Here is a 24,139-nt window from a genome sequence, read left to right as displayed (position 1 = left end):
ATGACCCGTCTTGAAATCTGTATCGACAACCTGGAATCCCTGTTCACCGCCCAGCAATCCGGGGCGGATCGCATCGAGCTCTGCTCTGCGCTGGGCCTGGGTGGCCTGACCCCCTCCTACGGTTTTATGCAGCTGGCTGCTCGCCACGCCAGTGTGCCGGTGTACGCCATGATCCGCCCGCGCGCCGGGGATTTTTGCTTTAACGACGGGGAGTTCGAGATGATGCTGCAAGATATCGCGGCGGCACGCGCTGCGGGGCTGCAAGGGGTGGTGGTCGGTTTGCTGGATGAGGAAGGGCGGGTGCCTGCCGCCAAGCTCAAACAGCTGGTGGATGCAGCAGGGCCGTTGGGAGTCACCTTCCATCGCGCCATCGACCTCTCCTCAGACTGGCGCCTCGATCTGGAGACCATAGTCGCGGCCGGTTGCGAGCGCATTCTGAGCTCGGGCCATGCGCCGACAGCGTTGGCTGGGCTCGAGACCCTGCAGGAGATGCAACAAGCGCTGGCGGGACGTGCCAGCCTGATGCCGGGGGCCGGGGTCAATGCCGACAACGTGCGGACCATCATCGAGTTCACCGGGGTGAGCGAAGTGCATATGTCCGGCATGGGCTGGCGCGGCGGCATGGTGCCCCATGGCGTAAATATGGGCACCTCGGATGATGGCCGGGTCAATATCACCGATGGCGCCAAGGTGGCCGCGGTCAGAGCCTTGCTGGATCGCGGTTAAGCAGATCGCCGCCGTTGGGCGGCGTTCATCCGCATCTTGTGTGAAGTTCCTCCCACTGACGGGGAAATCAGGGGCGTCCCCGGCAGCACCCCGGCCAAAAGTCTGATATTATCCCGCCTCTTTACTACATGGATCTGGAGCAACATCTCAATGTCCCAATACGACTCTATCGAACAGAAGGCCAGCTATGGCATCGGCCGCAACATGGGTGATCAGCTGGCGCAGCAAGCCTTCGCCGGTCTGGATATCCCGGCCCTGCAACAAGGTCTGGCAGATGCCCTGAATGGTCTGGAGTTCGCGGTCAGCCGTGACGATATCAATGATGCCTTCCAGGTGATCACTGCGCGTATGCAAGAAGAGCAGGAAGCCGCCGCCAAGGCCGCGGCTGCTGACGGCGAAGCCTTCCTGGCTGATAACGCCAAGCGCGCTGAAGTGAAGGTGACCGACTCCGGTCTGCAGTACGAAGTGCTGGTAGAAGGCAACGGTGCCGTTCCGGTAGCCGGTCAGTCCGTGCGTGTGCACTACCACGGTACCTTCACCCACGGTGGCGTATTCGACAGCTCCGTCGCTCGCGGCCAGCCGGCTGAATTCCCGGTGACCGGCGTGATCGCTGGCTGGGTTGAAGCGCTGCAGCTGATGCCGGTTGGTTCCAAGTGGAAGCTCTACATCCCCCACGATCTGGCCTACGGTGCCCGTGGCGCGGGCTCCATCCCGCCTTACTCTGCACTGGTATTTGAAGTCGAGCTGCTGGACATCCTGTGATCCTGCTGGCTTGATGCAAACGGCGACCCTCGGGTCGCCGTTTGCTTTTGGGTTATGTGATAGACAGCATTTGTCGCGACCAGCGGGCTGGAGAGCAGAAAAGGGCGGCACTTTTGCTCTTTTTACTGGTTTTTTCAGAAACGGGAACAGGCATACTGCGACTCATTAGAGAGGATAAGGAGAACCCGATGAGCAAGAAGATGAAGAAAGTAGCGGGGCTTGCTCTGTTGCTGTTGAGCATTCCGGCCAGTGCTGATGCCATGCGCTGCAAGAACGCCCTGATCACCGAGGGAGACACCACCGCCGAGATGCTGCTCAAGTGCGGTGAGCCGATGTTGCGTGAAGAGCTCAACCGCAACGAGGAGAACCAGTTTGGCAACATGGTGCAGGTCAAATATGGTGAACGCTGGACCTACAACTTCGGCAAGAACGAGTTCATGCGCTTTGTGACGGTGCGCAACGGCATCATTACCGATATCGAAAACGGCCCGCGCGGCGAGTAGCCGGCGGGCAAAGCATGGATGCACAACAGACAGTAGGGCAAGACCCTTTGACTCACATGTCCGGCAAGGGGTCGCGGTGACCAAGTTGTCTGACCGCCAGATTGATCTGGCGAGCCAGTCTTAGCCGCTGGCGGCAGGTCAGGCCATGGAGGCTGATCCTGCCCGCGTTGAATTCAAATGTCCCCAGCGACTCGATGGCAAAATAGCCTCGATGAAAGCTCTTGATGTAGCGAGCGATCTGCCGTGGGGATAACTGCTTGAATACCTTCATCACACGGTTCCCTGATTGCCTGGACAGGGCACACTATGGTGTCAGTCGATGACACTGATATGACGGTTTATCAAGATTTGCATGAATCCTTATTTTGCCAGTGAGTTCGGCAAATTGACGGCGTCATCGAAAAAGTTGTGCCATGACAAACCACCACACCGATATACTGCGGGCTTGAATGGAACAAATAAAAGGGCCTGTGCGTGGAATGGGTTGATGTGGTGGACGGGAACAACCGGGTGATTGGTGTGGCCGAGCGAGCCGAGGTGCGGCGGGAGAATCTCTGCCATCGTGCCAGCTATATTCTGGTGCTCGACGACGCGGATCGGATCCTGGTGCAGCGACGCACCCTCAGCAAGGATTTCTGCCCCGGCATGCTGGATGCCTGCGCCGGTGGTGTGGCCACCACCGGTGAGGAGATGGAGCGCTCCGCCCGCCGCGAGCTGGCCGAAGAGCTGGGGATTATGGATGTTCCTCTGCAGGGCTTTGGCAGCTTTTATGCGGAAGGGGAGGGCTACCGGGTCTGGGGCGGCCTCTTCAGTTGCTGTTATCAGGGGCCGCTGCAGTTGCAGGCCGAAGAGGTGAGCGCGGTGCACTGGATGAGCCTGGCCGAGATCGCCGAGCGCGCCAGCGAATTTACCCCCGACTCCCTGCTCGCCATCGCCACCTGGCAGGCGAGACGCTAACGTCTCTCTTTAGATATTCTCTTTTCCAGTTCAGAGACAAGACGGGCAGCCTGATGGCTGCCCGTCTGCCTTTGTGCATTTAGTTGGTCTGCTACACCAGCTTGAGGCGCCGGTTGGTGCGCCCGCAAGCACTCGGCTTGGCGAGCCAGTGCCCTTGCCAGTCGGTGGCCAGACGCAGCAGCGGATACTCCAGATCGAGCCGAGTCACCACCAGCTGGCCGGTCTCGTCGCCACTCACAGGATTGCCGCTGGCGGGATCGATGATTTCGACGATGCAACTCTCGTTGACGATAAAGCCCTGACCGGGCTGACTCTCGTAGGCCACCACCCCCACATCCTGCCACACCAGACAGTTGAGGGCCGCAATGCCGTGAATGGCGCGCAGTGGTGCCGTTTCGGGATGGGTGGCTTCGCACAATAGGGCGCGGCGCAGCGAGTCGCTCGGGATCTCCGCCGCTTCGGCCGCTTCCAGCAGGTCGAGCAGGGTCACCAGCGGGCCGACGTAGCCGGTGGGTTGATAGCGCAGCAGTGCCTCCAGCTGGCGTTGGGTATCGTGGGGCCCGCAGGGCACCACGGGGGCGCCCAGCTGACGGGCACCGTTATCGAAGATAAAGGCGGTGGGGCCGGCGTGATAGTCGTGGCCGTTGAGCATCACTTCCCCCGCCTTGAAACCGGCGGCAAACAGCGCCCGGGCGGCGCCCCACCAGTCTGCCCCGGCATATTCGGGGATGGCCAGCTGGCCCGGACAGGAGAAGACCCGCAGCGCCTGACTGGCCGGACGGCCGGTGAGACCGGCAAAGGGGGGATGAGCTTGCTGGGCGGCAAAGAGCTCTTTGCTGTCGAGCAGTGGCAGGGTGGCCAGCTCTGCCAGATCCTCGAGGCGGCACTGGCGATAGGCGCTGGAGTAACCGGCGCAATATTGACTGACATGGGTAAGCTGATGATTGAGCTGGTCCAGTTGCTGCTGTTCGCGCATGGCGGGGGGACGAATTTCCAGACCATCGTAATAGTGTTGCATGGGGCCTCCTGGCGCCGTGAAACCAGCTCAAGAGTAGTCTGCCCAAGGGGAAAATGCCTGCCGCTATCCATGGTCAGGATCAGAGCCGCTGTTAGGCGGCATCGTCACTCTGGGATAAACTGGCGACTTCCCATCACGACTCAGGACGAGAAATCATGATTGCTGTAGGACACCCCCTGCCTGCGGGCGAATTTACCTTTATCAGCGACGAGGGCAAGCAGCTGCGGGATAGCCAGACGCTGTTCGCCGGTAAAAAAGTAGTGCTGTTTGCGGTACCCGGCGCCTTTACTCCCACCTGCTCCAATGCCCATCTGCCCGGTTATGTGGTGCTGGCCGATCAGTTCATGGCCAAAGGGGTGGATGCCATCTGTTGCCTCTCGGTCAACGATGCTTTCGTGATGCGGGCCTGGCAGACGGCCCAGAATGCAGAGGCGATCACCATGCTGGCGGATGGCGACGGCAGCTGGACCCGGGCGCTGGATCTGGCCAAGGATACCGGCGCCTTTGGCGGCATCCGTGCCCAGCGCTTTGCGTTGATCGCCAACGATGGTGTAGTCGAGCAGCTGTTTTTGGAGGAGCCGGGCAAGTTCGAGGTCTCCGATGCCGCGAGCCTGCTGGCTGCACTGTGAAATGTTAATCACGGTTTGATTTCCCCTTGAAATGGGAGGCGGCACAGCTACACTGGCGCCACTTTCCCATGGTGCCTGCCCGTTTGGGCTGGCGCTTCGTTGCAGATAACAAGAGATGAAGATCCTATGACCCTGGCTTTTGTTGCCCTGATTGCCGGACTGGCGCTGCTGGTCTGGAGTGCAGACAAGTTTGTCGATGGCGCTGCCGCCACCGCCCGTTATGCGGGGATGCCGCCGCTGCTGATCGGCATGGTGATCATCGGTTTTGGTACCTCGGCCCCGGAGATGGTGGTCTCGGCGCTGGCGGCGTCCCAGGGCAATCCCGGGTTGGCGCTCGGCAACGCCTATGGCTCCAACATCACCAATATCGCGCTGATCCTGGGTCTGACGGCACTGATCAGCCCTATCGCGGTGGCCTCTCAGGTGGTGCGCAAGGAGATCCCGATCCTGCTCGGTATTACCCTGCTCTCTGGCGCCCTGCTGATTGATGGGCATCTGGGCCGGATGGATGCGGTCATTCTGGGGGCCGTCTTCGTTGCCCTGATGGGTTGGTCCATCTGGGCTGGCATGAATGGCAAGGGAGATGCGCTGGATACCGAGACCGCTGAGGATATCGAGAGCGAGGGGATGTCCCTCAAGAGCGCCATCTTCTGGCTGGTGGTCGGGCTGGTGCTGCTGATCGGCGCTTCCCGCCTGTTGGTCTGGGGGGCGGTGACCATCGCTCAGGCACTCGGTATCAGCGATCTGGTGATTGGTCTCACCATAGTCGCGGTGGGAACCTCCCTGCCGGAGCTGGCTTCTTCACTTATCGCCATTCGCAAGAACGAGCATGATCTGGCCCTTGGCAACGTGCTCGGCTCCAACCTGTTCAACACCCTGGCGGTGGTGGGGATTGCGGCGGGCATCCACCCGCTCGATGTGGCGCCGGAGGTGCTCACCCGTGACTGGAGCATCATGATGGGGCTGACCCTGCTGCTGCTGGTGATGTGTCTGGGCCGCAAGGGGCAGGGCCGTATCAACCGGTTGGAGGGGGGCGTGCTGCTCACCTGCTTCGTCGCCTACACCGGCTGGCTGCTGACCAGTCAGTTTATCTGATAGAGGTTGGTGAAATGAGAGAGGGGGAAGCACAAGCTTCCCCCTCTTGTTTTTGCCCAGTGAACCTGTTGGCGAGCGAGTTGTGTGCTCAGGCTACTGCCACCAGCTTCTGCCCCTTCTGGCTGCTGTCCAGAATGAGGATGCTGGCCTTGGGGAAAAAGTTGAAGGTGGAGGCCGAGGCCCAGGTGTAGGCGCCCATCACCTTGCCAACCACCAACTCGCCGATAGCCAGATCCGGCAGCATGATGCCATCGCGGATCACATCCACGCTGTCGCAGGTGGGGCCGGAGAGCACCGAGTTGTGTTGCTCGCCACTGGCATAAGGCGTGCTCACCGGATAGGTGACGTGGTCATAGAGCTGGCCGTTGTAGCTGCCGTAGAGACCGTCATCCAGGTAGTACCAGATCTTGTCGCCACGGTGGGCCTTGCCCATCACGCTTGAAACCGAAGTCATGGCCGGCGCGCTGATAAAGCGGCCCGGTTCGGCAATCTTCTGCACGGTAGCGGGCAGCTTGGCCAGCGCTTCACGGATCGGCGCGCAGAAACCGTCGATATCGAACTCTCCCCCTTCATAGTCGACCGGGAAACCGCCGCCGATATCCAGCACCCAGGGCTTGAGCCCGAGCGCCCAGGCCTGCTCCATGATCTCGCGGCAGGCGTCGATGGCCTGCACATGGCGACGGGCGTGGGGTACCTGAGAGCCGACGTGGAACGACAGCCCCATCACCTTGATCCCCTTGGCGTGGGCCAGTTGCAACAGCGGCAGCGCCTGCTCCGGAGTGCAGCCGAACTTCTTGGAGAGATCAACCTTGGTCTCGGGGTTGGGGAAGCTGACCCGCAGCAACAGTTTCACTTCGTCCTTGTAGGGAATGAACTTCTCCAGCTCCAGCGGGTTGTCGTAGACAAACACAGTGCAGCCGAACTCCAGCGCATAACGGATATCGCTGTCGCGCTTGATGGGATGGGTATGAATGCAACGTCCCGGGCGAACCCCCTGACTGCGCACCAGATCCACTTCGCCATTGGTGGCCAGATCGAAACAGGCCCCCTCTTCCTTCAAGACAGAGACCACCGCCTCATGGGGCAGGGGTTTGAGTGCATAGTGCAATCGTACATCGGGCAGGGCGGCGGCCAGGGCCCGATACTGTTTGCGGACGGCTGCCTTGTCGAGCAGCAGCAGGGGGGAGCCGAATTGTTCAACCAGCTGACGGTAATCTTGTGCGACCACATCTTTTGCAACCAGGGCGTCGTTCATTCTCTTTTGGTCATCCTTAGGGGGCGTGATATGCCCAAGCCATATGCGATTGAACCGGCGACGGCCGGGTCAGGCGAGCGGTCCGGTGGGACCAACCGAACACAGTGCATAAATTGATGGCAAAGTGCTTGGTTATGCAGCGGATTATCGGCTTATTGATTCTGTGTGCAAGCATTTTGATTGGATATGTCGGCAAGATTTTCTTGGCGAAACGAGAGGGATCACTGTTCTCTATCCGCCATTTTTCCCGTTTGGGCCACATTTGATCCGTGAGAGCCTAACTTGTTGATAGTTAACTAACATTTAACATTCTTGCTGCGATTATGGTGGTCACTAAAAAAATATAAATGGGGGCGGCCAAGTGCGAGACAGCTCACATTTTTTGGATTAACATGCCGACTTCCTAATCCAAACTAGTTCGGATGAAGGTAGCAGGAGAGCGATGGGCAACCATCCACCGAAGAAGTGAATCTTTCAGGTACCGGGCAACCGGTGTGGACTGCTACTGGACGATACTCTGGAGAGACCCGTTAAATCGGGCGCCGAAGGAGCAAGGCACCACGACTACCCGCAAGGGCAGGCTGGCGCCGGAAACTCTCAGGCAAAAGGACAGAGGGGATGGGATGGTTGTACCTGGGCTTGGAACTGTTCACGATCTGTAACGAGAGGTCGTCAGCAAGGTAAAGAGCAGCGCAGGAACCGGAGCGTATAGACATACGTGAGGATTCCGAGCAGCGCATGAGCCTTGATCACGGCCTCGCAGTAAGAGTGTGAACACGTTCTGGGCCTGCATCCGATCACCTCTGGGGATCGCGACACCTATGGGAAGATCATCCTTCTCCTCCTTAATTTCTGTTTCTTAAGGAGGATGCATGTCATCAATTCAATCGGCGTTAACCGCCATCGATAGTTTTATCTGGGGTCCACCCCTGCTGATCCTGCTGGTCGGGACCGGTATCTATCTCACCCTGCGTCTGGGTCTGCTTCAGGTGGTGCGCTTGCCGCTCGCTCTGCGGCTGGTCTTTGGTCGCGATCAGGGGCAGGGCAAGCAGGGGGATGTCTCCAGCTTCGGCGCCTTGTGCACCGCTCTCTCTGCCACCATCGGTACCGGCAACATCGTCGGGGTGGCTACCGCCATCAAGCTCGGTGGTCCCGGTGCCCTGTTCTGGATGTGGATGGCAGCGCTGTTCGGCATGGCTACCAAATACGCCGAGTGCCTGCTGGCGGTGAAATATCGCGAGCAGGATGCCAACGGCCAGATGGCGGGTGGCCCCATGTACTATCTGGAGAAGGGGCTTGGCTCCAAGCCGCTGGCCAAGTTGTTTGCCCTGTTCGGCATCGGCGTGGCTTTCTTCGGTATCGGTACCTTCCCGCAGGTCAATGCTATCTCAGACGCCATGAGCCTCTCCTTCTCGGTGCCCCGTGAAGCGACTGCCGTGGTGCTGACCCTGATCGTGGCGCTGGTGACTCTGGGGGGGATCAAGTCCATCTCCAGCGTGTCGAGCAAGGTGGTGCCCTTCATGGCCATCTTCTACATCGTCGCCTGTCTGGGCGTGCTGGTGAATAACGCCAGCGCCCTGCCCGATGCCGTCATGCTGGTTATCGAGAGTGCCTTCACCGGCCATGCGGCGACCGGCGGCTTCGTCGGTGCCAGCATCATGCTGGCCATTCAGTCCGGGGTGGCGCGCGGGGTCTTCTCCAACGAGTCAGGGTTGGGCTCTGCGCCCATCGCGGCGGCGGCAGCCAAGACCGATTCGTGCGTGGAGCAGGGGCTGGTCTCCATGACAGGTACCTTCATCGACACCATCATCATCTGCACCATGACCGGCCTGACCCTGGTGGTGACCGGCGTGTGGAGCGGCGATGCAAGCGGCGCCGCCATGACCAGTCTGGCCTTTGCCCAGGGGCTTGATGCCCATGTCGGCCAGTATCTGGTGAGCATTGGCCTGCTGTTCTTCGCCTTTACCACCATCCTTGGCTGGAACTACTACGGCGAGCGCTGCACCGAGTACCTGTTCGGGGTGAAGGCAATCAAGCCCTATCGTCTTGTCTATCTGGCGCTGGTTGCGAGCGGTGCTTTCCTCCATCTGGATATGATTTGGCTGCTGGCCGATATCGTTAACGGCCTGATGGCGGTGCCCAACCTCATCGGCCTGATTGGCCTGCGCCATGTGGTGATCGCCGAGACCCGCGCCTACTTTAGCCGGGATCTGGATAGCGAAGCCGAGCCGGAGCCGCAGACGGCCTGAACGCCTCAGCCCGTTTCACGCTCCCCTTGAAAAGAACAAGCCACGACTCCGGTCGTGGCTTTTTTGTGCGCCGTGTCTCTGGATGGGGACTTTCCCTCTCCCTTCGGGATAAGGTCAGAATGAGGGGGATAGCCCCTCGCTCAGCAGGCTATCCAGACGTGCTCGCACTTTCTCTACCAGTGCCTGATCGCTACCGCGCCAATCGATGCAGCTTGCCAGCGTGGTGGAGGTTCCCGCCATAAAACGCAGCTCGCCGCCCGCCAGCTCGTAGAAGCGGCTCGCCATCCGGGTGCCTTCATCCACATCACCCGCCACCAGCAACATGGCTTGCGCCAGCACGGCACCCTGGTGATCTTGCCCCGGCGCCAGCCAGCGCTGGGCAGTGCCGGTGATCTTGCGTCCCCCGATCACCAAGTTGTACTGACCATCGCAAAAGGATCCGGGCACGAAGTCATAGCTTCCCTCAAGGCCGTACTCTGCCAACAGGGTCAGCAGCGGCGCTCCCAGCAGCCGGTAGTAGTGGGCGAGATCTGTGGTGGTACGAGGCAGCAGCAGGGATAGGTTGAGGATCCCCGCCCCGTGGGGCACGGCGGTACCGCCACTGTCGCGCACATGTACCGGCCAGCCTTCATCTGCAAGTTGCTGGCAGGCGGCTTCGTAGCGGGGGAGGCGGGTATCTTTGCGAGTGACAATCAGGCATTGGGGTGCCTGCCACAGGTGAGCGCGGGGCTGGCCGTCATGGGCACAGTCGCGCAGCCAGCACTGCTCTTGCGCCAGTATTTGTGCGGGTGAAGCGGTATCGGGGAGGGGAGAGAGCAGGCGATAGGGCATGGCGGCATCCTCAAAAAAGGCTGCCCAGCACACTACCCGTGGCGACTGGCAAGGTAAAGCCCCGCAGTGCGGGGCTGTTTGCTATCGGTAGGCGATCTCTTAGGAGTGACGCGCTTCGCGCTTGGGCAGCAGCAGGTTGAGCACGATGGCGGTAATGCCACCGGTGGCGACGCCGTAGGAGAGCACGCTCTTGGCCAGCTCCGGCAGGTGTTGCAGCACTTCCGGCACCTGTGCGACCCCCAGCCCCATGGCCAGCGACACCGCCAGGATCATCAGGGCGCGGCGATCCAGCTCCTCGCGGGCAATGATGCGCACGCCAGCGGCGGCGATGGTGCCAAACATGACGATGGTCGCTCCGCCCAGCACGGGCTCGGGGATCTGCTGTACCAGGCTGGCGACCGCCGGGAACAGGCCGAGCAGGGCCAGCATGGCGGCGATAAAGAGCCCGACGTGACGGCTGGCGACGCCGGTCAGCTGAATGACGCCGTTATTCTGGGCGAAGGTGGACATGGGGAAGGTGGAGAAAACCGCTGCCAGCATGGAGTTGGCACCATCGGCCAGCACGCCGCCTTTGATCCGCTCCATATAGACAGGCCCTTCCAGTGGCTCGCCGGAGATATCCGAGGTGGCGGTCATGTCGCCGATCGCTTCGAGCGCCGTCACCACGAAGATGATGGCGAGCGGCACGAACAGCTGCCAGTCAAAGCCGAGACCGTAGTGGAGCGGAATGGGCACCATCACCAGCGGGCCGTCGAAGGTGGGGGCGCTCACTTTGCCCAACAGCAGGGCCACTGCATAGCCCGCCAGCATGGCGATCATGATGGCGGAGAGGCGCAACCAGGGGTTGCGACTGCGTTGCAGCAACACGATAAGGCCGAGCACCAGCAGGGAGAGGAAGAGGTTGGTGTGGCTGGCGAAGCTGCCATCAGAGAGGGCTGCATAGCCGCCGCCCATGCTGATGAGACCTACCTTGATCAAGGTCAGGCCGATCAGCAGCACCACGATGCCGGTGACCAGCGGGGTGATGATCCGTTTCACCAGATGGAGGAAGCGGCTCATCACCACGATAGTGAGTGCGGCAACCATCATGGTGCCGAACAATGTGCCCAACAGATCCTCGGTGGGCATAGCCGCCTGTTTGAGGGCGAGACCGGAGGCGATGATGGGGCCGAGGAAGTTGAAGCTGGTGCCCTGTACCGAGAGCAGGCCGGAACCGATGGGGCCGAAGCGGCGGGTTTGAATGAAGGAGGCGATGCCGGACATGACCAGCGACATGGAGACGATATAGCGAGTGTCGGCGGCAGGGAGGCCGAGGGCATTGGCGATAATCAGGGGCGGGGTAATGATGGCGACAAACATGGCGAGCATATGCTGCAGGGCGGCGAACAGCGTCTGGGGCAGAGGCGGGACATCCTCTATGCCATAGACCAGTTCGCTATGGGCTCGCCTGGGGGGATGTGCCTCTCGATTGGCGCGTGTGACAGCAGCCTGTTCCATAAGTACCTCGAATTGTGTGGGGAGGGGGAGAAAATTGGGCGCTATTGTAGTGATTGAAATGAGCCTGACCAGCGCTAATTATGCAAAAAAAGGTTTATTTTTTGATGGGTTGAAACGTTTGCGTGCTGCGATTATCATCTGTCGGTTTGTGTGACCGACCTCTCCTTTTTATTCTCCCCGCTAATGACAATTTTACCACTTTGTAGGTGTAGAATGAGCCCTCAGTATTCATCGTGGAGACTCTGGATGCTCAAGTTGTCAGAGTTCTGGAGTGCGAGGGTTCACTCCGAAGACTTTACTCGTACTCGCATGGGCTTTATGACGGTGCGTTTGCGCCTGCTGACCTGCTTGCTGATGCTCGGATTGCCCGCCTGGGCCGTGGTGGATTGGCTGACCTTGCCCGCCGTTCATTTCGAGCAGCTATTCCAGGCCAGGATCTTCTGCACCCTGGCGCTCTCGCCACTTATTCCGCTCTCGTACCTCATTCACTTCAAGCGGGAACGGATGAAGCTGGCCCTTGGCTACCTGATGGCCGTGATGATGCTCTTCTCCCTCTTCTGCCTGAACAGCTTTGGCGCCGGACAGGAGTTGCAGGCGGGCTATGCGGCCTTTCCCTATCTGCTGATCACCCTGTTTGCCATCTTCCCCATCCCCCTCTCCCTAGGCTTGCAACTGGCAGGTGTGGTGCTGGTGACCATGCTGCTGGGTCACTGGCTGCTGGTGGGCCAGAGCATCTGGAGTCAGGCCACCCTGAATCAGGTGTGGGTGCTCGGCATGTTTACCATGGCCAGTTGCTGGGTGCAGTGCGGTCAACTCAACATGCTGCTGCGGCTCTATCGGGAATCGACCACCGATGAGCTGACCGGCATGATGAACCGCCGCCTGCTGATGAAGCAGCTGGAGCAGGCCAGAATCCGGCTGCAACTCAAGAAGAAGCCCTTCGCGGTGATGCTGCTGGATCTCGATCGCTTCAAGCGGATCAACGATATCTACGGCCATCTGGCGGGGGATGCAGTGCTCAAGGAGGTGGCTACCACCCTAGGGGAGCAGTTGGAGCCTGACATGGTGCTGGGGCGTTATGGTGGTGAAGAGTTTGCCATCCTGATGCACAACTGCGCCGATCCGGCGCTGGCGAGCAAAATGGCCGAGCGGCTGCGCATTGCTGTCGAGGCGCGGCTGGTGAAGAGCCCCACCTCGGACGAATTGCTGGAGGTGACGGTGAGTATCGGGATTGCCATGGCTCGTTCCGATGACACCATCGATATTCTGATCAACCGTGCCGACGAGTGTCTCTATCAGGCCAAGATGGCGGGACGCAACTGCGTGGTGGTCGAGGGGCAAAACCGCGCAAAAACAGATGCCGCCTGAGGGCGGCATCCTGTTGGCAATGTGCTGGTGAAATCAGGCCAGCTTGTACTTGCCGGAGAGCTGCTGGGCCAGCAGCTTGAACATGTTGAAGACCGCCATGGTCTTGCCGGTCGGGGTGCCATCTTCGGCCAGGAAATACTCCCCCTTGAACACCAGAATATCCCCCTTCTGCTCCACCGAATCGGCGCGCATACCGTGGATGAAGTCTTCATGCTCTTTGATGATCTTGTTGGCCATCTCAAGCAGGGCCGTCTCGGTGATCAGCTCTTTCTGTGGTTGCATGCTCGTCTCCTTAAACGACTACTGGACAGGGAAACCGTGGATCCCTGCCTCTGATTGAAGAGGCGCCCAGCATACTGCAAACAGGGTTTTTCTGTCATTGATATGACCCCGATTTGTGGCTGTTTATCCGATCACCAGATTCTTCAACCAGCAGCGCTGGCGAATACGGCGCTGCACCAGCAACACCTTGCTGAGCTCCTCCAGCAAGACCACCGCCACCACCCAGGAGAGGGGCCAGCCGAGCAGCGTGACCGCCACCCAGGCGAGCGGGATGCCGATGCACCACATGCCGACAATATCGATGAAGATGCTGTAGTTCACATCGCCGCCTGAGCGCAGCACCCCGATGATCCCCACCATGTTGAACACCTTGAGCAGCATCCCGAGACACATGATGCCGAGCACCTGTCCCGCTTCCGTCATCAGCTCGGGGGGGAGGTTGCCGACCCACTGCAGCAGGTTGGCTTGCAGCAGCCAGACGATGATCCCCACCAGTAGCGCGCCAATCGGTGCCAGCAGCAGGAAGAGCTGGGAGTGCTGCCAGGCAATCTCGTACTCCTCGGCCCCGAGCCGGTGGCCGAGCAGGGTGGAGCAGGCCACCGCCAGTCCGAAGAAGAGGGAGATAAGGATGCTCTCCAGGGTGCCGAGGGTGGTCATGATGGCCAGCGAGTCAGTGCCAAGATGGGCGTAGAGAAAGCCGTAAATCAGCATGCCGAAGGCCCAGAGGCCGTCGTGGAATAGCAGCGGCAGGGCGATCAGGGTAAAGCGCACCACCTCCTTGCGCTTGAAGGCGGCCAGCCAGTCTGGTGCGCGCGGGATCAGGCGCGCCTCATAACGCTTTACGTAGAGCAGCAGCAGGGCCGTTTGTAGCAGCCGGGAAATGGTGGTGCCCCAGGCCGAACCGGCCACCCCCATTGCCTCGAAGCCGAAGTGACCGAAGATGAGGGCGTAGTTGAGGATGACGTTGGCGATGATGGCGATAATGCCGATGCGGGTCGGCGCTGCGGCATTGCCCACCGAGCGCAGGGCTGACTCCAGCGGCACTACGATGGCGGTACAGAGGATGGTGGCGCCGGTGATCATCAAGAATTGATCCGCCAGTGCCCGCAGCGCCGGATCCTGACTGGCAAAACCGAGTACGCTGCCCGGTGATAACACATAGATGAAGGCAAAGGGCAGGGTGACCAGCAAGGCGCCCACTATGGCCAGCGCCAGGGAGCGGCGAACCCCGGCCATCTCCCCGCGCCCGAAGTATTGTGCTGCCAATACCGAGACCCCGCCCGCGAGGCCCGCTATCACCAGCAGATTGAAGAAGAAGACCCGGTTACCCAAGCCGACCGCCGCCACAGCCGTGGTGCCAAGCTGGCTCACCATCATGATATCGATGAGGCCGAGCAGGGAGAACATCATTGATTGCAGCGAGACAGGCAGGGCCAGCCGCCACAATCGGGTCATGAACTCGCGATCGGTGGTTTGTTTTAAAATCGCTTGCCAATAATTCATAGTTGTTAACCGGGTATGAGAAAAGCAAGGTTTGTCAGGGGTATGATAGGGGCTGGCGAGGCTCTGCTCACTGTGAGTAGCTCTCGATTTTCTTGTGTAAAAATATCCTGTTGAGGTGTTATGCCATTTGCCAGCGAGTGTCTGGAGATAGCACCAGCCTGCGAAGAGCAGATGCTGGGACGTGAAGGGCTGCCCCTGCTCGGCGAGGCAGGGATCTTCCTGACCGGCCTCTCCCGGGTGCGGGATCACTACCTCATTCGCCGCAATCGCCCCGAGTTTCACATTCTGATGGTGAGTCACGATGAGGGGGGGGCGCTGCTCACCGACGAGGGGGAGCAAGCCATTCCGGCCGGGTCACTGATTTTCCTGCCCGCCGCCGTGCCCGGCGGTCTCAAGCTGATTGGCGAAAGCTGGCAGATTAGCTGGATTTTGCTCGATGACGTGCCGCGCTGGCAGCACCTGCATCGCCTTGGTCACCGTATCTGGCAAGGGGATGGCGGCGATCAGCTCTACCATCTGCTCAGCCTGATGCAGGGGGAAGGGGTTCGCTCTTCGCTGCAACCTCAACTGCTCAGCCTGTTGCTGGCGCTGTTGGAGCGCACCCTGCAAGGGGAGGTACGCGGCACCCCTGAACTTAGATTGCAGGCACTGTTTCGCCGGGTGGAGGCGCGCCTGGACGAACCCTGGAATGTCGCCCTGCTGGCCCGACAGATGGCCTGCTCCGTTCCCCATCTGCACCGGCTCTGTCAGCAAGCGTTCGGTATGGGGCCGATGGCGAGGGTGACCGAGCTCAGAATGAACAAGGCGCGCCAGCTGCTGCTCTATACCAACTGGCCACTTGGCGAGCTGGCGGCCCGGGTCGGTTACAGCGATGGGGCCAACTTTGCCAACCGCTTTCGTCGTCTGACTGGTCAGACCCCCGGCGCCTTTCGTCGACTGGGTCGCAAACCTTTTGCAACGGATGTGCAAACTCTTTGAAATTAATGTGACAAGCCCCTAGGATCGGCGGGTCCCTGCGTCTAGCTAACCGTTTAGGTACCAAGATCCATGTTTGAAGATAATAACCAGAAACGTCCTCTCTACATTCCCTACGCCGGTCCCGCCCTGCTGGAGACCCCTTTGCTCAACAAGGGCAGCGCCTTCACCAGCGAAGAGCGCAGCAACTTCAACCTCGAAGGTCTGTTGCCCCAGAATATCGAGACCATCGAAGAGCAGGCCGAGCGCGCCTATCGCCAGTTCATGGCGTTTGGCAACGACATGGACAAGCACATCTACCTGCGCAACATCCAGGATACCAACGAGACGCTCTTCTACCGTCTGCTGCACAACCATCTGACCGAGATGCTGCCCATCATCTACACCCCGACGGTGGGCAAGGCGTGCGAGGAGTTTTCCAACATCTATCGCCGCGCCCGTGGCCTGTTTATCTCCTATCCGGACAAGGACAGGATCGATGACATGCTGCAAAACGCCACCAAGCAGAACGTCAAGGTGATCGTGGTGACCGATGGCGAGCGGATCCTGGGTCTGGGTGACCAGGGTATCGGCGGCATGGGCATTCCCATCGGCAAGCTATCCCTCTACACCGCCTGTGGTGGCATCTCGCCCGCCTACTGCCTGCCGGTGGTGCTGGATGTCGGCACCAACAACCAGCAACTGCTGAATGACCCCTTCTATATGGGGTGGCGCAATCCGCGTATCTCGGGGGATGAGTACGCCGAGTTCGTCGATGCCTTCATTCAGGCGGTCAAGCGCCGTTGGCCCGACATCCTGCTGCAGTTCGAGGACTTCGCCCAGAACAACGCCATGCCACTGCTCAACCGCTACAAGAACGAGCTCTGCTGCTTCAACGACGATATTCAGGGCACTGCGGCGGTGACGCTGGGCAGCCTGATCGCCGCCTGCAAGGCCTCCGGCGCCAAGCTCTCCGAGAAGCGGGTTGCCTTCCTCGGTGCGGGCAGCGCCGGTTGCGGTATCGCCGAGCAGATCGTGGCACAGATGAAGGCCGAGGGGCTGACCGATGCCCAGGCCCGCAGCCGTGTCTTTATGGTGGACCGCTTTGGTCTTATCACCGACAAGATCCCCAACCAGCTCGATTTCCAGCGCCGTCTCTCCCAACCGGTGGAGCGCATCGCCGACTGGCCGGTGGGGGACAATATCTCCCTGCTGGAGGTGATGGAGCACGGTCGCCCGGACATCCTGATCGGGGTCTCCGGCCAGCCGGGGCTGTTTACCGAAGAGGTGGTCAAGACCATGCACAAGCACTGTGCCCGTCCCATCATCTTCCCGCTCTCCAACCCCACCTCCCGGGTCGAGGCGACGCCGGCAGACCTTATCCGCTGGACCGACGGTCAGGCGCTGGTGGCCACCGGCAGCCCGTTCGCACCGGTGGAGCACAAGGGCAAGCGCTACGTCATCGCCCAGTGCAACAACTCCTTCATCTTCCCGGGGATCGGCCTTGGCGTCATCGCCTCCGGCGCCACCCGGGTGACCGACGCCATGTTGATGTCGGCCAGTCGCGCGCTGGCAGAGTGTTCGCCGCTGGTGAAAGGGGAGGAGGGTTCTCTGCTGCCGGATCTGGCGGATATCCATCAGGTCTCCCGCTACATCGCCAAGATGGTAGCCAAGACCGCCATGCTGCAGGGCAAGGCGGTGCAGACCCCGGACGAGGTGATCGATCAGGCCATCGACGCCAACTTCTGGCATCCGGAATATCGCCGCTACCGTCGCACCTCGTTCTGATTTCTGCGGGAAGATGCAAAGCAAAAGGGATGCCTCGGCATCCCTTTTTACTGCACGTCTGACATGGTTATCGCCTCAAGATCAACTACTCGCTGCCGCCCTGTACGCCGGTGACGCGCACCTCGACCCGGCGATCCGGCCCAAGGCAGTCGATGAGCGCCGCCTTCGCCTTGATGGCATCACACTGGTTGCCGGTGACCGGATTACTCGCGCCATTGCCCTGGATGCTCACCTTGTCGGCAGGCAATCCCTTGCTGACCAGAAAGTCGGCAACGGTTTGGGCCCGAGCTTCTGACAACCTCTGATTGTTGGCATCCGAGCCGATGCGGTCGGTATATCCCATCACGACCGCACTGCCATCCTTGGGCTGCACGTCGACGATCTGCTGGTAGAGATCGTCCAGCGCACTCATTCCCTCCTGTTTGAGGTCCGCTTTGCCAAAGGCGAACAGCACATCGGAACTGAGGTTAAAGGTCTGATCCACCACCTCCGGTTCGGCCGGTGGCGGGGGAACCACGACCGGGGCGGGCGTGGGGGCTGCTTCTTTGGGTTGGCTGCGGTTCGGGTGGATCACCAGTTCCAGCGTGGCGGTGCTGATGTCGCTGACCCAGCGCTGGGTGCCGCTGTTGGCTTTGCCGTTATCCGGATCATCGCCAACGCGCACTATGTAACGGTAGCGTGCCTGCAGATCGACCCAGTCATGGAGCCGGGCCGTCACTCCCAGACCCGCCAGCGGCGCCAGGTTGTCGTCCCCGCCATTGACCGACTCGACGTGATAGATATAGCCACCGCCCTCGGCAAAGAGCGAGAACATCTCGCTGAGCGGCAGGCGGCCAATGACTGACAGCGTGGCTCCCTTGCTGTTGAAGTCATGGCCGCTGATATCCCAGTCACCGGTGGAGAGATAGCCAATCTCGGCCCCCAGATTTTCCGTGAAGTTGTAGCCGCCAAACAGGGAGAGCGCAGTCGCATCCTTGCCGACATCCTGACTGAAATCATTCAAATTGTGGGCAATGGCCCAGCCACCGCCAACCCCGGCATACCAGTCGTGAACCGGTTCCGCTTGTGCGCCTGTGCTCGCCAATGCCAGTGCAATCCACACAGGTTTTACTCTTATGTTCATCGCGTATCCTCGTCGATGTTTGGTGTAGTGGGGTTGCCTGCTGGTCAAACCCCACACTTATGTATAGGTTACGGGCTGTTTTTAACCACCAAAGAGGTATGGGGGGCGACCCGCCGTGAACTAGGGCGCGAGACGGGAAGAGGAAGGGGGCAAAAGAGGGTTACAAGGTGGGCGAATAAGCGGCAAGAAAAGGAGGCCAGATGGCCTCCTTGTTATGTCGGACTGCAGGATTACTGTTGTACTTGCTGCACGCCGGTGACGCGTACTTCTACGCGGCGATCCGGTGCCAGGCAGGAGATCAGCTGAGCCTTGCCCTTGACGCTGTTGCACTGGGTGCCGGTGACCGGATTGGCTTCACCGCGACCTTCGATGGCAACTTTGCCAGCCGGCAGACCTTTGCCAACCAGGAAGTCGGCTACGGTACGGGCACGCGCTTCGGATAGTTTCAGGTTGTAGGCATCAGAACCGATACGGTCGGTGTAACCGACGACCACGGCGCTGCCATCTTTCGGCTGAACATCAACGATCTGCTGATACAGGGTGTTGAGCGCTGCGACACCTTCTGGCTTGAGGGTGGATTTGCCAAAGGCAAACAGCACGTCTGAGCTCAGGGCGAAGTTCTTGTCGACCAGTACCGGCTCGGGAATCGGCTCAGGCGCAGGGGCGGCAACCGGGGCAACATAAGAGGTGCGGTTCGGGTGCATCACCAGCTCCAGGGTCGCGACGCTCATGTCGCTCTCCCAGGTTTTCTGCTCGTCACCCAGATTCCACAGATAGCGGTAGCGTGCTTGCACATCGATAAGGTCGGAAAGCTTGGCAGTCAGACCCAGACCCGCCAGCGGTGCAGTGCCATTGTCGCTGTTGCCATTGCCGTTGACGTGATTGAAGTAGGCACCGCCTTCAGCAAACACCGAGAAGATGTCGCCGAGCGGCAGGCGGGCGATACCGGAGAGGGTTGCACCCTGGGTTTTGAAATCGGCACCGTCAACGCCCGCTTTACCGGCGTAGAGGTAGCCCAGTTCAGCTGCGTAGTAGTCGTTGAAGTTGTAACCGCCGAACAGGCTCAGCGCAGTGGCGTCTTTGTCTGTATCCAGACCTTGTACATCGTCAAGGTTGTGAGCATATGCCCAACCTGCACCAACACCGGTGTACCAGTCATCGGCAGCCTGAGCTGTGGTGCCTGCGGCGGCGAGCGCCAGTGCAATCAGGGGAGGAGCCATTTTGAGTTTCATCGGTTTATCCTCGTTGTGTTAGCCCATGTCGGGCAATGCACTTGTTTTTATTGCTGCGAAAAATCGCCAGCAAAGTGGATAGCGAAGGCTTTGGACTCTCATGATGCATTGGCGTCATGGACAACAGACCGGACAAGAAGCGCTTTTTAGTGCTTATCCAATACCTTACAGGCGCAACTACTTTATGCTTTCGAGACGGGGCAGGCAAGGGCAGGGAGGCGGGAGTGAGGGATGCAAGCGAGAACGAGACAAACAAAAAGGGATGCCGCAGCATCCCTTTTTTTCGCACTATCTGAACGAGGTCAGATTATTGCTGAACTTCTTGTACGCCAGATACGCGAACTTCTACGCGACGATCCGGAGCCAGGCAGGAGATCAGTTGAGCTTTAGCAGTTACGCCGTTGCACTTGGTGCCGGTAACCGGGTTAGCTTCGCCACGACCTTCGATGGCAACTTTGCTGGCAGCCATACCTTTGCTCACCAGGAAGTTGGCAACGGTACGGGCACGGGCTTCAGACAGCTTCTGGTTGTAAGCGTCGGAACCGATACGGTCGGTGTAACCAACAACAACAGCGTTGCCATCTTTCGGCTGGAACTCAACGATTTGCTGATACAGACCGTTCAGGGCTGCAACGCCTTCCGGCTTCAGGGTGTCTTTGCCGAAGGCAAACAGCACGTCTGAGTTCAGGGCGAAGTTCTTCTCTACAACTTGCGGAGCAGGAGCCGGAGCTTCTTCAACTACCGGAGCAGCTACCGGAGCTACGTAGGAAGTACGGAACGGGTGGTATACCGCTTCCAGAGTAGCAACGCTCTGGTTGGACTTGTAATGGGTGCCGTCAACGTTCAGGTCAGCCACGTCCCACATGTAGCGGTAGCGAGCTTGCAGATCCAGCGCGTCACTTACTTTGTAAGTCACACCAGCACCGGCCAGCGGGGAAACTTTAGTGTCGCTGATGCCCAGACCGTCGGTGTGAGCCCAGTAGGCGCCGCCTTCAGCGAACAGGGAGAAGTCGTTGCCAACCGGCATACGAGCGATACCGGACAGGGTAGCACCCTGGTTTTCGTAACGCAGACCTTCGGTGTTGCCACGACCGGCATACTGGTAACCGAATTCGGTACCGAAGTTTTCGGTGAAGTTGTAACCAACGAAGGCGTTGGCTGCAGCTGCATCTTCAGTACCAGCGTAACCGCCGCCATCGATCTTGTTCAGACCATTGAAGTGAGCAGCACCGACACCGGCACCGAAGTAGATGTCGTCAGCGGCGTGAGCAGCGGTAGCACCCATAGCAGCCATGGCGATGGCGATCATGGAAGGAGCCATTTTCATCATAAAAAAATCCTCGTTGAGATCGCACGTTATTCACGTGCTTCACACTTTGTAATTTATGTAAGCTGCAGGCTCCGCCGTACGGCTGGCGTCGAGTCTGGCAGATGACCCGGTATAACCGGGTTGCACACTCTCCTGGTGTGTCGAGTGCGCTGGCATGGCACGCAATGCGTGAGAAACCACTGCCAGGCAACTGATGTCATTCCGATGACGAGGCGCACTCTATGCCGATTTTAAAACATGATCAAGCTCACAAATGAGCCTTGTGGCAAATTGTGTCGTGCTCTTAACTGGCTGTTTATTTTGATTAATTAGTGATCCAGATAGGCCCTGTGCAGTTTCTTCTCCAGCTTCATATAAGCCTGAACCCAGTCGCTATGCGGGTTGGCCGGATTCGCTCTGGCGGCAAAGACCGCGAGGTAGTCAGCCTGGGTAGCGCTCTGAAGCAGGGGGGTAAATGTCATCAAGAAATGTCGGGCCAGATAGGGGTCAAGGGGCCAGATGTTGAGGATGGCGCGAGCCACAGGCTGAACTGCAGCTGAACAGATGAAGTGGCGGTGTCCCGCCTCCAGCCAGTCGGCCATCTCGCACATGTCCGATTCGGGCACCAGACCACCATCACCCGGGGTAGTTGCCAGAGCAATTGTCTGACCATTTACCGTGATGAGCTGCTCATTGTTATGCAGGATGCCGTCGTGGCTGCGCAAGGCCAGGTCCGGGCATGCCTGTTCAAGAAACAGGCTGCAGCTCTCCGGCAGGGCGGCCAGTAGCTCGCTGGCGTGGCTGGACATCAAGGCCGGAAGCCAGAATGCTTCGGCGCGATATTGTTCACCTTGCAGGCGCTGTTGTGCCAGTTCTTCTGTGCTGGATACGGGGTGCAGGCGAGAGATAATGCCGGGAAACGCCATACTTATTCCTCTTAATGGGTATCCGGCGGATTATACGAGTTATTGGGGGGGCCACAATAAAGGTTTCTTTTCGAGACTGTTTACCTGAGGCGGCTGAGCGATTACCATCCCCCCTTGAAGGCAAGGGTTGTCGCCGAAAGGCGCTCATAAGATAGAGGCTCGACCATAACGAGTCCGAACAAAACTGATACACTTGACTACGAGTCGTCGCGAAAAATAAAAGGCGGAGTAAATCCGCCAAACGGAGTATGGAACATTATGAATTCAAATATCGTCACTGTTGGCAAGAAGATCCGTCAGATCCGTGAAGCGGTCGGTTTGAGCCGTCCGAAGTTTGCAGATTTGCTGGGTGTTCCTCCCACCACGCTGAAAAACTACGAGCTGGGTTACCGTGAAGTTGGGGGCGCCTTCCTGGTTGCCCTGGCGCACCACCCGGATCTGCACAAGTTCACCCTCTGGCTGCTGGCAGACAAGAAAGTCGCCGAAATCGGCCAGATTGGCCCGGATGACCTCGCCAAGGCGTGATCATCGATGTGAATAGAAATGCCGCCTTCGGGCGGTATTTTTTTTGGGTTGCCGATCGATATTTTGATCTAACACGCTTTGAATTATCCATGCAGGCCAACGAGAATAAGCGGCCCCGAAAAGTGGGCTCCTGGTGGTATCTGGCCACCCGAACACTATTACATTCAGGATGATATGAGCAATCGTATGGAGTATGGGTATGAGCAGTAATGAGTTGGATAAACGTTATGGCCTGATGACTGCCATTGCGATGGTGGTCGGCGTGGTGATCGGCTCCGGTGTCTTCTTCAAGGCCGATGATGTACTGCGTCTGACTGGCGGTAATCTGGCCATTGCGCTGCTGGCATGGGCGCTGGGGGCATTTTCGATGATCTTCGGCGCGCTGGTGTTTGCCGAGTTTGCCCAGCGGATCGAAAAATCCAACGGTATCGTCGATTATGCCGAAGCGGCATACGGCAAAATGTTTGGTTATCTGGTGGGGTGGTTCAAAGGCGTACTCTATTACGCCCCTCTTTCCGCCATCCTTGCCTGGGTCGCCGCTCTGTACACCATGATCTTGCTCGGCAGTGATAATCCGACCAACTCTGTTGCGACCTGGATACTGGCGGCTGTCTATATGACGGTCACCTATCTGATCAACTTCTATGCCCCGGTCCTGGCGGGCAAGCTGCAAGTGGGCTCTACCCTGATCAAGTTGATCCCGTTGATCCTGGTTGCCATTGTGGGCACCATTTCAGGCTTGCTCAATGGTGTCACCGTGACCAACTTTGTGCAGGCAATGGATGGGATAGGGAGCACCGGAGGCACTCTGGCCACTGCCGTGGTTGCCACCGCCTTCGCTTATGAGGGGTGGATCGCCGCCGTGACCATCAACAGCGAAATTCGCGATTCCAAGAAGAATCTGCCCAGAGCGCTGGTGATTGGCACCCTGATAGTCTTTGTGGTCTATGTCACCTATTTTCTGGGGATCGCCAGCGTCTTGCCGACGGACGAGATAGTGGCGCAAGGGGATAACGCGGTAAATCTCGCGACAACCAGCCTGTTTGGCGGGACAGCCTCGACCATTTTGACCGTGTTCGTGATTATCTCCTGCCTCGGAACCCTCAATGGTCTGGTGTTGGCGACCATGCGTATTCCCTACTCGCTGGCGATCCGCAATCAGGGGCCAGCCCCCAAGTGGATGAGCCGTATCGAACCGCATCACCACATGCCAATCAATTCGGCCCTCGCGGCAGCCTTGTTGTCGGTGATTTACTCAGTGCTGTGGTACTGCAGCATCAACGAGACATTCGGTCGTTACATCGCCCTGGACGAGATGCCGATTGTGCTGATTTATGGCCTCTATCTGTTCCTCTATGTCTGGTACATGCGCACCTTTACCGAGTTGGGCTGGATAAAGCGGTTCGTGATCCCGACCTGTGCCACCCTGGGCGCGCTCATCATTCTGTATGGCGGTATCACCAATCCCAGTCTGGGGCTCTATCTGCTGGTCTCTGTGGGGGTGATTCTGCTCGGGTTGCTCTTCTACCGTAAGGAGTGACCGGGTAGGGAAGTTGAAAAAAAAGCGCCGAATGGCGCTTTTTTCATGTGTAAACCGCAGCATGCCG

23 protein-coding genes and 1 riboswitch are annotated in these 24,139 nt (G+C 59.2%); of the genes, 12 read left to right on the top strand and 11 right to left on the bottom strand.

Annotated elements, in window-relative coordinates; all coding sequences use genetic code 11:
- The 3 genes from ACTG2W_RS07345 (at position 1) to ACTG2W_RS07335 (ending at position 1,991) form a co-directional block, all read left to right on the top strand.
- Positions 1 to 726: a copper homeostasis protein CutC gene (locus ACTG2W_RS07345; protein ID WP_106842436.1), complete on the top strand. Its 726-nt coding sequence runs from the start codon at positions 1 to 3 to the stop codon at positions 724 to 726.
- A gap of 150 nt (positions 727 to 876) precedes the next feature.
- Positions 877 to 1,488 carry an FKBP-type peptidyl-prolyl cis-trans isomerase gene (locus tag ACTG2W_RS07340; RefSeq protein ID WP_005338405.1) on the top strand — a complete coding sequence of 204 codons (612 nt, stop codon included), beginning with the start codon at positions 877 to 879 and terminating at the stop codon, positions 1,486 to 1,488.
- 188 nt (positions 1,489 to 1,676) lie between these two features.
- Positions 1,677 to 1,991, top strand: a complete 315-nt coding sequence (locus ACTG2W_RS07335; RefSeq protein WP_033135134.1) for a DUF2845 domain-containing protein — start codon at positions 1,677 to 1,679, stop codon at positions 1,989 to 1,991.
- Between the two features lie 52 nt (positions 1,992 to 2,043).
- Here ACTG2W_RS07335 and ACTG2W_RS07330 read toward each other — a convergent pair whose 3' ends face one another.
- Positions 2,044 to 2,262, bottom strand: a complete 219-nt coding sequence (locus ACTG2W_RS07330; protein WP_005338403.1) for a DUF1107 family protein — start codon at positions 2,260 to 2,262, stop codon at positions 2,044 to 2,046.
- A gap of 203 nt (positions 2,263 to 2,465) precedes the next feature.
- Here ACTG2W_RS07330 and yfcD point away from each other — a divergent pair, with 203 nt between their 5' ends.
- A complete protein-coding gene (gene yfcD, locus ACTG2W_RS07325; RefSeq protein ID WP_440016149.1) occupies positions 2,466 to 2,948 on the top strand; it encodes an NUDIX hydrolase YfcD in 483 nt (160 codons plus the stop codon).
- A gap of 91 nt (positions 2,949 to 3,039) precedes the next feature.
- Here the strand turns inward: yfcD and ACTG2W_RS07320 are convergent, their stop codons facing one another.
- Entirely contained in the window at positions 3,040 to 3,966 is a 927-nt protein-coding gene (locus ACTG2W_RS07320) for a phenylacetate--CoA ligase family protein (RefSeq protein WP_058056707.1), read from the bottom strand.
- A gap of 155 nt (positions 3,967 to 4,121) precedes the next feature.
- Between ACTG2W_RS07320 and ACTG2W_RS07315 the strand changes: the two genes are divergently transcribed.
- Positions 4,122 to 4,595, top strand: coding sequence for a peroxiredoxin (locus ACTG2W_RS07315; protein WP_106842438.1), 474 nt, complete (start codon positions 4,122 to 4,124; stop codon positions 4,593 to 4,595).
- Between the two features lie 126 nt (positions 4,596 to 4,721).
- On the top strand, positions 4,722 to 5,690 hold the full coding sequence (locus tag ACTG2W_RS07310; RefSeq protein ID WP_005343920.1) for a calcium/sodium antiporter: 969 nt from the start codon (positions 4,722 to 4,724) through the stop codon (positions 5,688 to 5,690).
- Between the two features lie 88 nt (positions 5,691 to 5,778).
- On the opposite strand, the gene ACTG2W_RS07305 is transcribed toward ACTG2W_RS07310, so the two are convergent.
- A complete protein-coding gene (locus ACTG2W_RS07305; RefSeq protein WP_058056704.1) occupies positions 5,779 to 6,945 on the bottom strand; it encodes a type III PLP-dependent enzyme in 1,167 nt (388 codons plus the stop codon).
- Between the two features lie 507 nt (positions 6,946 to 7,452).
- Positions 7,453 to 7,568, top strand: a riboswitch (glycine riboswitch).
- A 249-nt stretch (positions 7,569 to 7,817) separates the two neighbouring features.
- On the opposite strand from ACTG2W_RS07305, the gene ACTG2W_RS07300 reads away from it, so the two are divergent.
- Positions 7,818 to 9,194, top strand: coding sequence for an alanine/glycine:cation symporter family protein (locus ACTG2W_RS07300; RefSeq protein ID WP_005338391.1), 1,377 nt, complete (start codon positions 7,818 to 7,820; stop codon positions 9,192 to 9,194).
- A 114-nt stretch (positions 9,195 to 9,308) separates the two neighbouring features.
- Here ACTG2W_RS07300 and ACTG2W_RS07295 read toward each other — a convergent pair whose 3' ends face one another.
- Positions 9,309 to 10,025: a lipoyl protein ligase domain-containing protein gene (locus ACTG2W_RS07295; protein ID WP_106842439.1), complete on the bottom strand. Its 717-nt coding sequence runs from the start codon at positions 10,023 to 10,025 to the stop codon at positions 9,309 to 9,311.
- Between the two features lie 99 nt (positions 10,026 to 10,124).
- Positions 10,125 to 11,522, bottom strand: a complete 1,398-nt coding sequence (locus tag ACTG2W_RS07290) for a nucleobase:cation symporter-2 family protein (RefSeq protein WP_040066712.1) — start codon at positions 11,520 to 11,522, stop codon at positions 10,125 to 10,127.
- A gap of 246 nt (positions 11,523 to 11,768) precedes the next feature.
- On the opposite strand from ACTG2W_RS07290, the gene ACTG2W_RS07285 reads away from it, so the two are divergent.
- Complete coding sequence (locus ACTG2W_RS07285) at positions 11,769 to 12,890, top strand: GGDEF domain-containing protein (protein WP_005349944.1); 1,122 nt, start codon at positions 11,769 to 11,771, stop codon at positions 12,888 to 12,890.
- 33 nt (positions 12,891 to 12,923) lie between these two features.
- Here the strand turns inward: ACTG2W_RS07285 and ACTG2W_RS07280 are convergent, their stop codons facing one another.
- Together ACTG2W_RS07280 and ACTG2W_RS07275 are read right to left on the bottom strand one after the other, a co-directional pair.
- On the bottom strand, positions 12,924 to 13,172 hold the full coding sequence (locus ACTG2W_RS07280) for a YciN family protein (protein ID WP_005338382.1): 249 nt from the start codon (positions 13,170 to 13,172) through the stop codon (positions 12,924 to 12,926).
- A 123-nt stretch (positions 13,173 to 13,295) separates the two neighbouring features.
- Positions 13,296 to 14,675 (bottom strand): MATE family efflux transporter, encoded by a 1,380-nt coding sequence (locus ACTG2W_RS07275; protein WP_047435970.1) that lies wholly within the window; start codon positions 14,673 to 14,675, stop codon positions 13,296 to 13,298.
- Between the two features lie 120 nt (positions 14,676 to 14,795).
- On the opposite strand from ACTG2W_RS07275, the gene ACTG2W_RS07270 reads away from it, so the two are divergent.
- Together ACTG2W_RS07270 and ACTG2W_RS07265 are read left to right on the top strand one after the other, a co-directional pair.
- Positions 14,796 to 15,653 (top strand): helix-turn-helix transcriptional regulator, encoded by an 858-nt coding sequence (locus tag ACTG2W_RS07270; protein ID WP_407958622.1) that lies wholly within the window; start codon positions 14,796 to 14,798, stop codon positions 15,651 to 15,653.
- Positions 15,654 to 15,722: 69 nt separating this feature from the next.
- Positions 15,723 to 17,417 (top strand): NAD-dependent malic enzyme, encoded by a 1,695-nt coding sequence (locus ACTG2W_RS07265; RefSeq protein ID WP_005338379.1) that lies wholly within the window; start codon positions 15,723 to 15,725, stop codon positions 17,415 to 17,417.
- 85 nt (positions 17,418 to 17,502) lie between these two features.
- Here ACTG2W_RS07265 and ACTG2W_RS07260 read toward each other — a convergent pair whose 3' ends face one another.
- The 4 genes from ACTG2W_RS07260 to ACTG2W_RS07245 form a co-directional block, all read right to left on the bottom strand.
- A complete protein-coding gene (locus ACTG2W_RS07260; RefSeq protein WP_157161189.1) occupies positions 17,503 to 18,540 on the bottom strand; it encodes an OmpA family protein in 1,038 nt (345 codons plus the stop codon).
- A gap of 230 nt (positions 18,541 to 18,770) precedes the next feature.
- The gene (ompA, locus tag ACTG2W_RS07255) at positions 18,771 to 19,772 is read right to left on the bottom strand and encodes a porin OmpA (protein WP_440016148.1); all 1,002 of its coding nucleotides are present in this window, start codon (positions 19,770 to 19,772) and stop codon (positions 18,771 to 18,773) included.
- Positions 19,773 to 20,079: 307 nt separating this feature from the next.
- A complete protein-coding gene (locus tag ACTG2W_RS07250) occupies positions 20,080 to 21,102 on the bottom strand; it encodes a porin OmpA (protein ID WP_047435978.1) in 1,023 nt (340 codons plus the stop codon).
- 308 nt (positions 21,103 to 21,410) lie between these two features.
- The gene (locus ACTG2W_RS07245; RefSeq protein ID WP_440016147.1) at positions 21,411 to 22,007 is read right to left on the bottom strand and encodes a hypothetical protein; all 597 of its coding nucleotides are present in this window, start codon (positions 22,005 to 22,007) and stop codon (positions 21,411 to 21,413) included.
- 258 nt (positions 22,008 to 22,265) lie between these two features.
- Here ACTG2W_RS07245 and ACTG2W_RS07240 point away from each other — a divergent pair, with 258 nt between their 5' ends.
- Together ACTG2W_RS07240 and ACTG2W_RS07235 are read left to right on the top strand one after the other, a co-directional pair.
- Positions 22,266 to 22,532, top strand: a complete 267-nt coding sequence (locus ACTG2W_RS07240) for a helix-turn-helix domain-containing protein (RefSeq protein WP_005338367.1) — start codon at positions 22,266 to 22,268, stop codon at positions 22,530 to 22,532.
- 199 nt (positions 22,533 to 22,731) lie between these two features.
- Positions 22,732 to 24,072 (top strand): APC family permease, encoded by a 1,341-nt coding sequence (locus ACTG2W_RS07235; protein WP_440016146.1) that lies wholly within the window; start codon positions 22,732 to 22,734, stop codon positions 24,070 to 24,072.
- Positions 24,073 to 24,139: the final 67 nt, after the last annotated feature.

The organism is Aeromonas sp. 96A (assembly GCF_051919165.1).
Classification (GTDB): Bacteria; Pseudomonadota; Gammaproteobacteria; order Enterobacterales; family Aeromonadaceae; genus Aeromonas; species Aeromonas veronii.
Note: the sequence above shows the minus strand (reverse complement) of the source record. Positions and strands in the feature narration are given on the sequence as shown.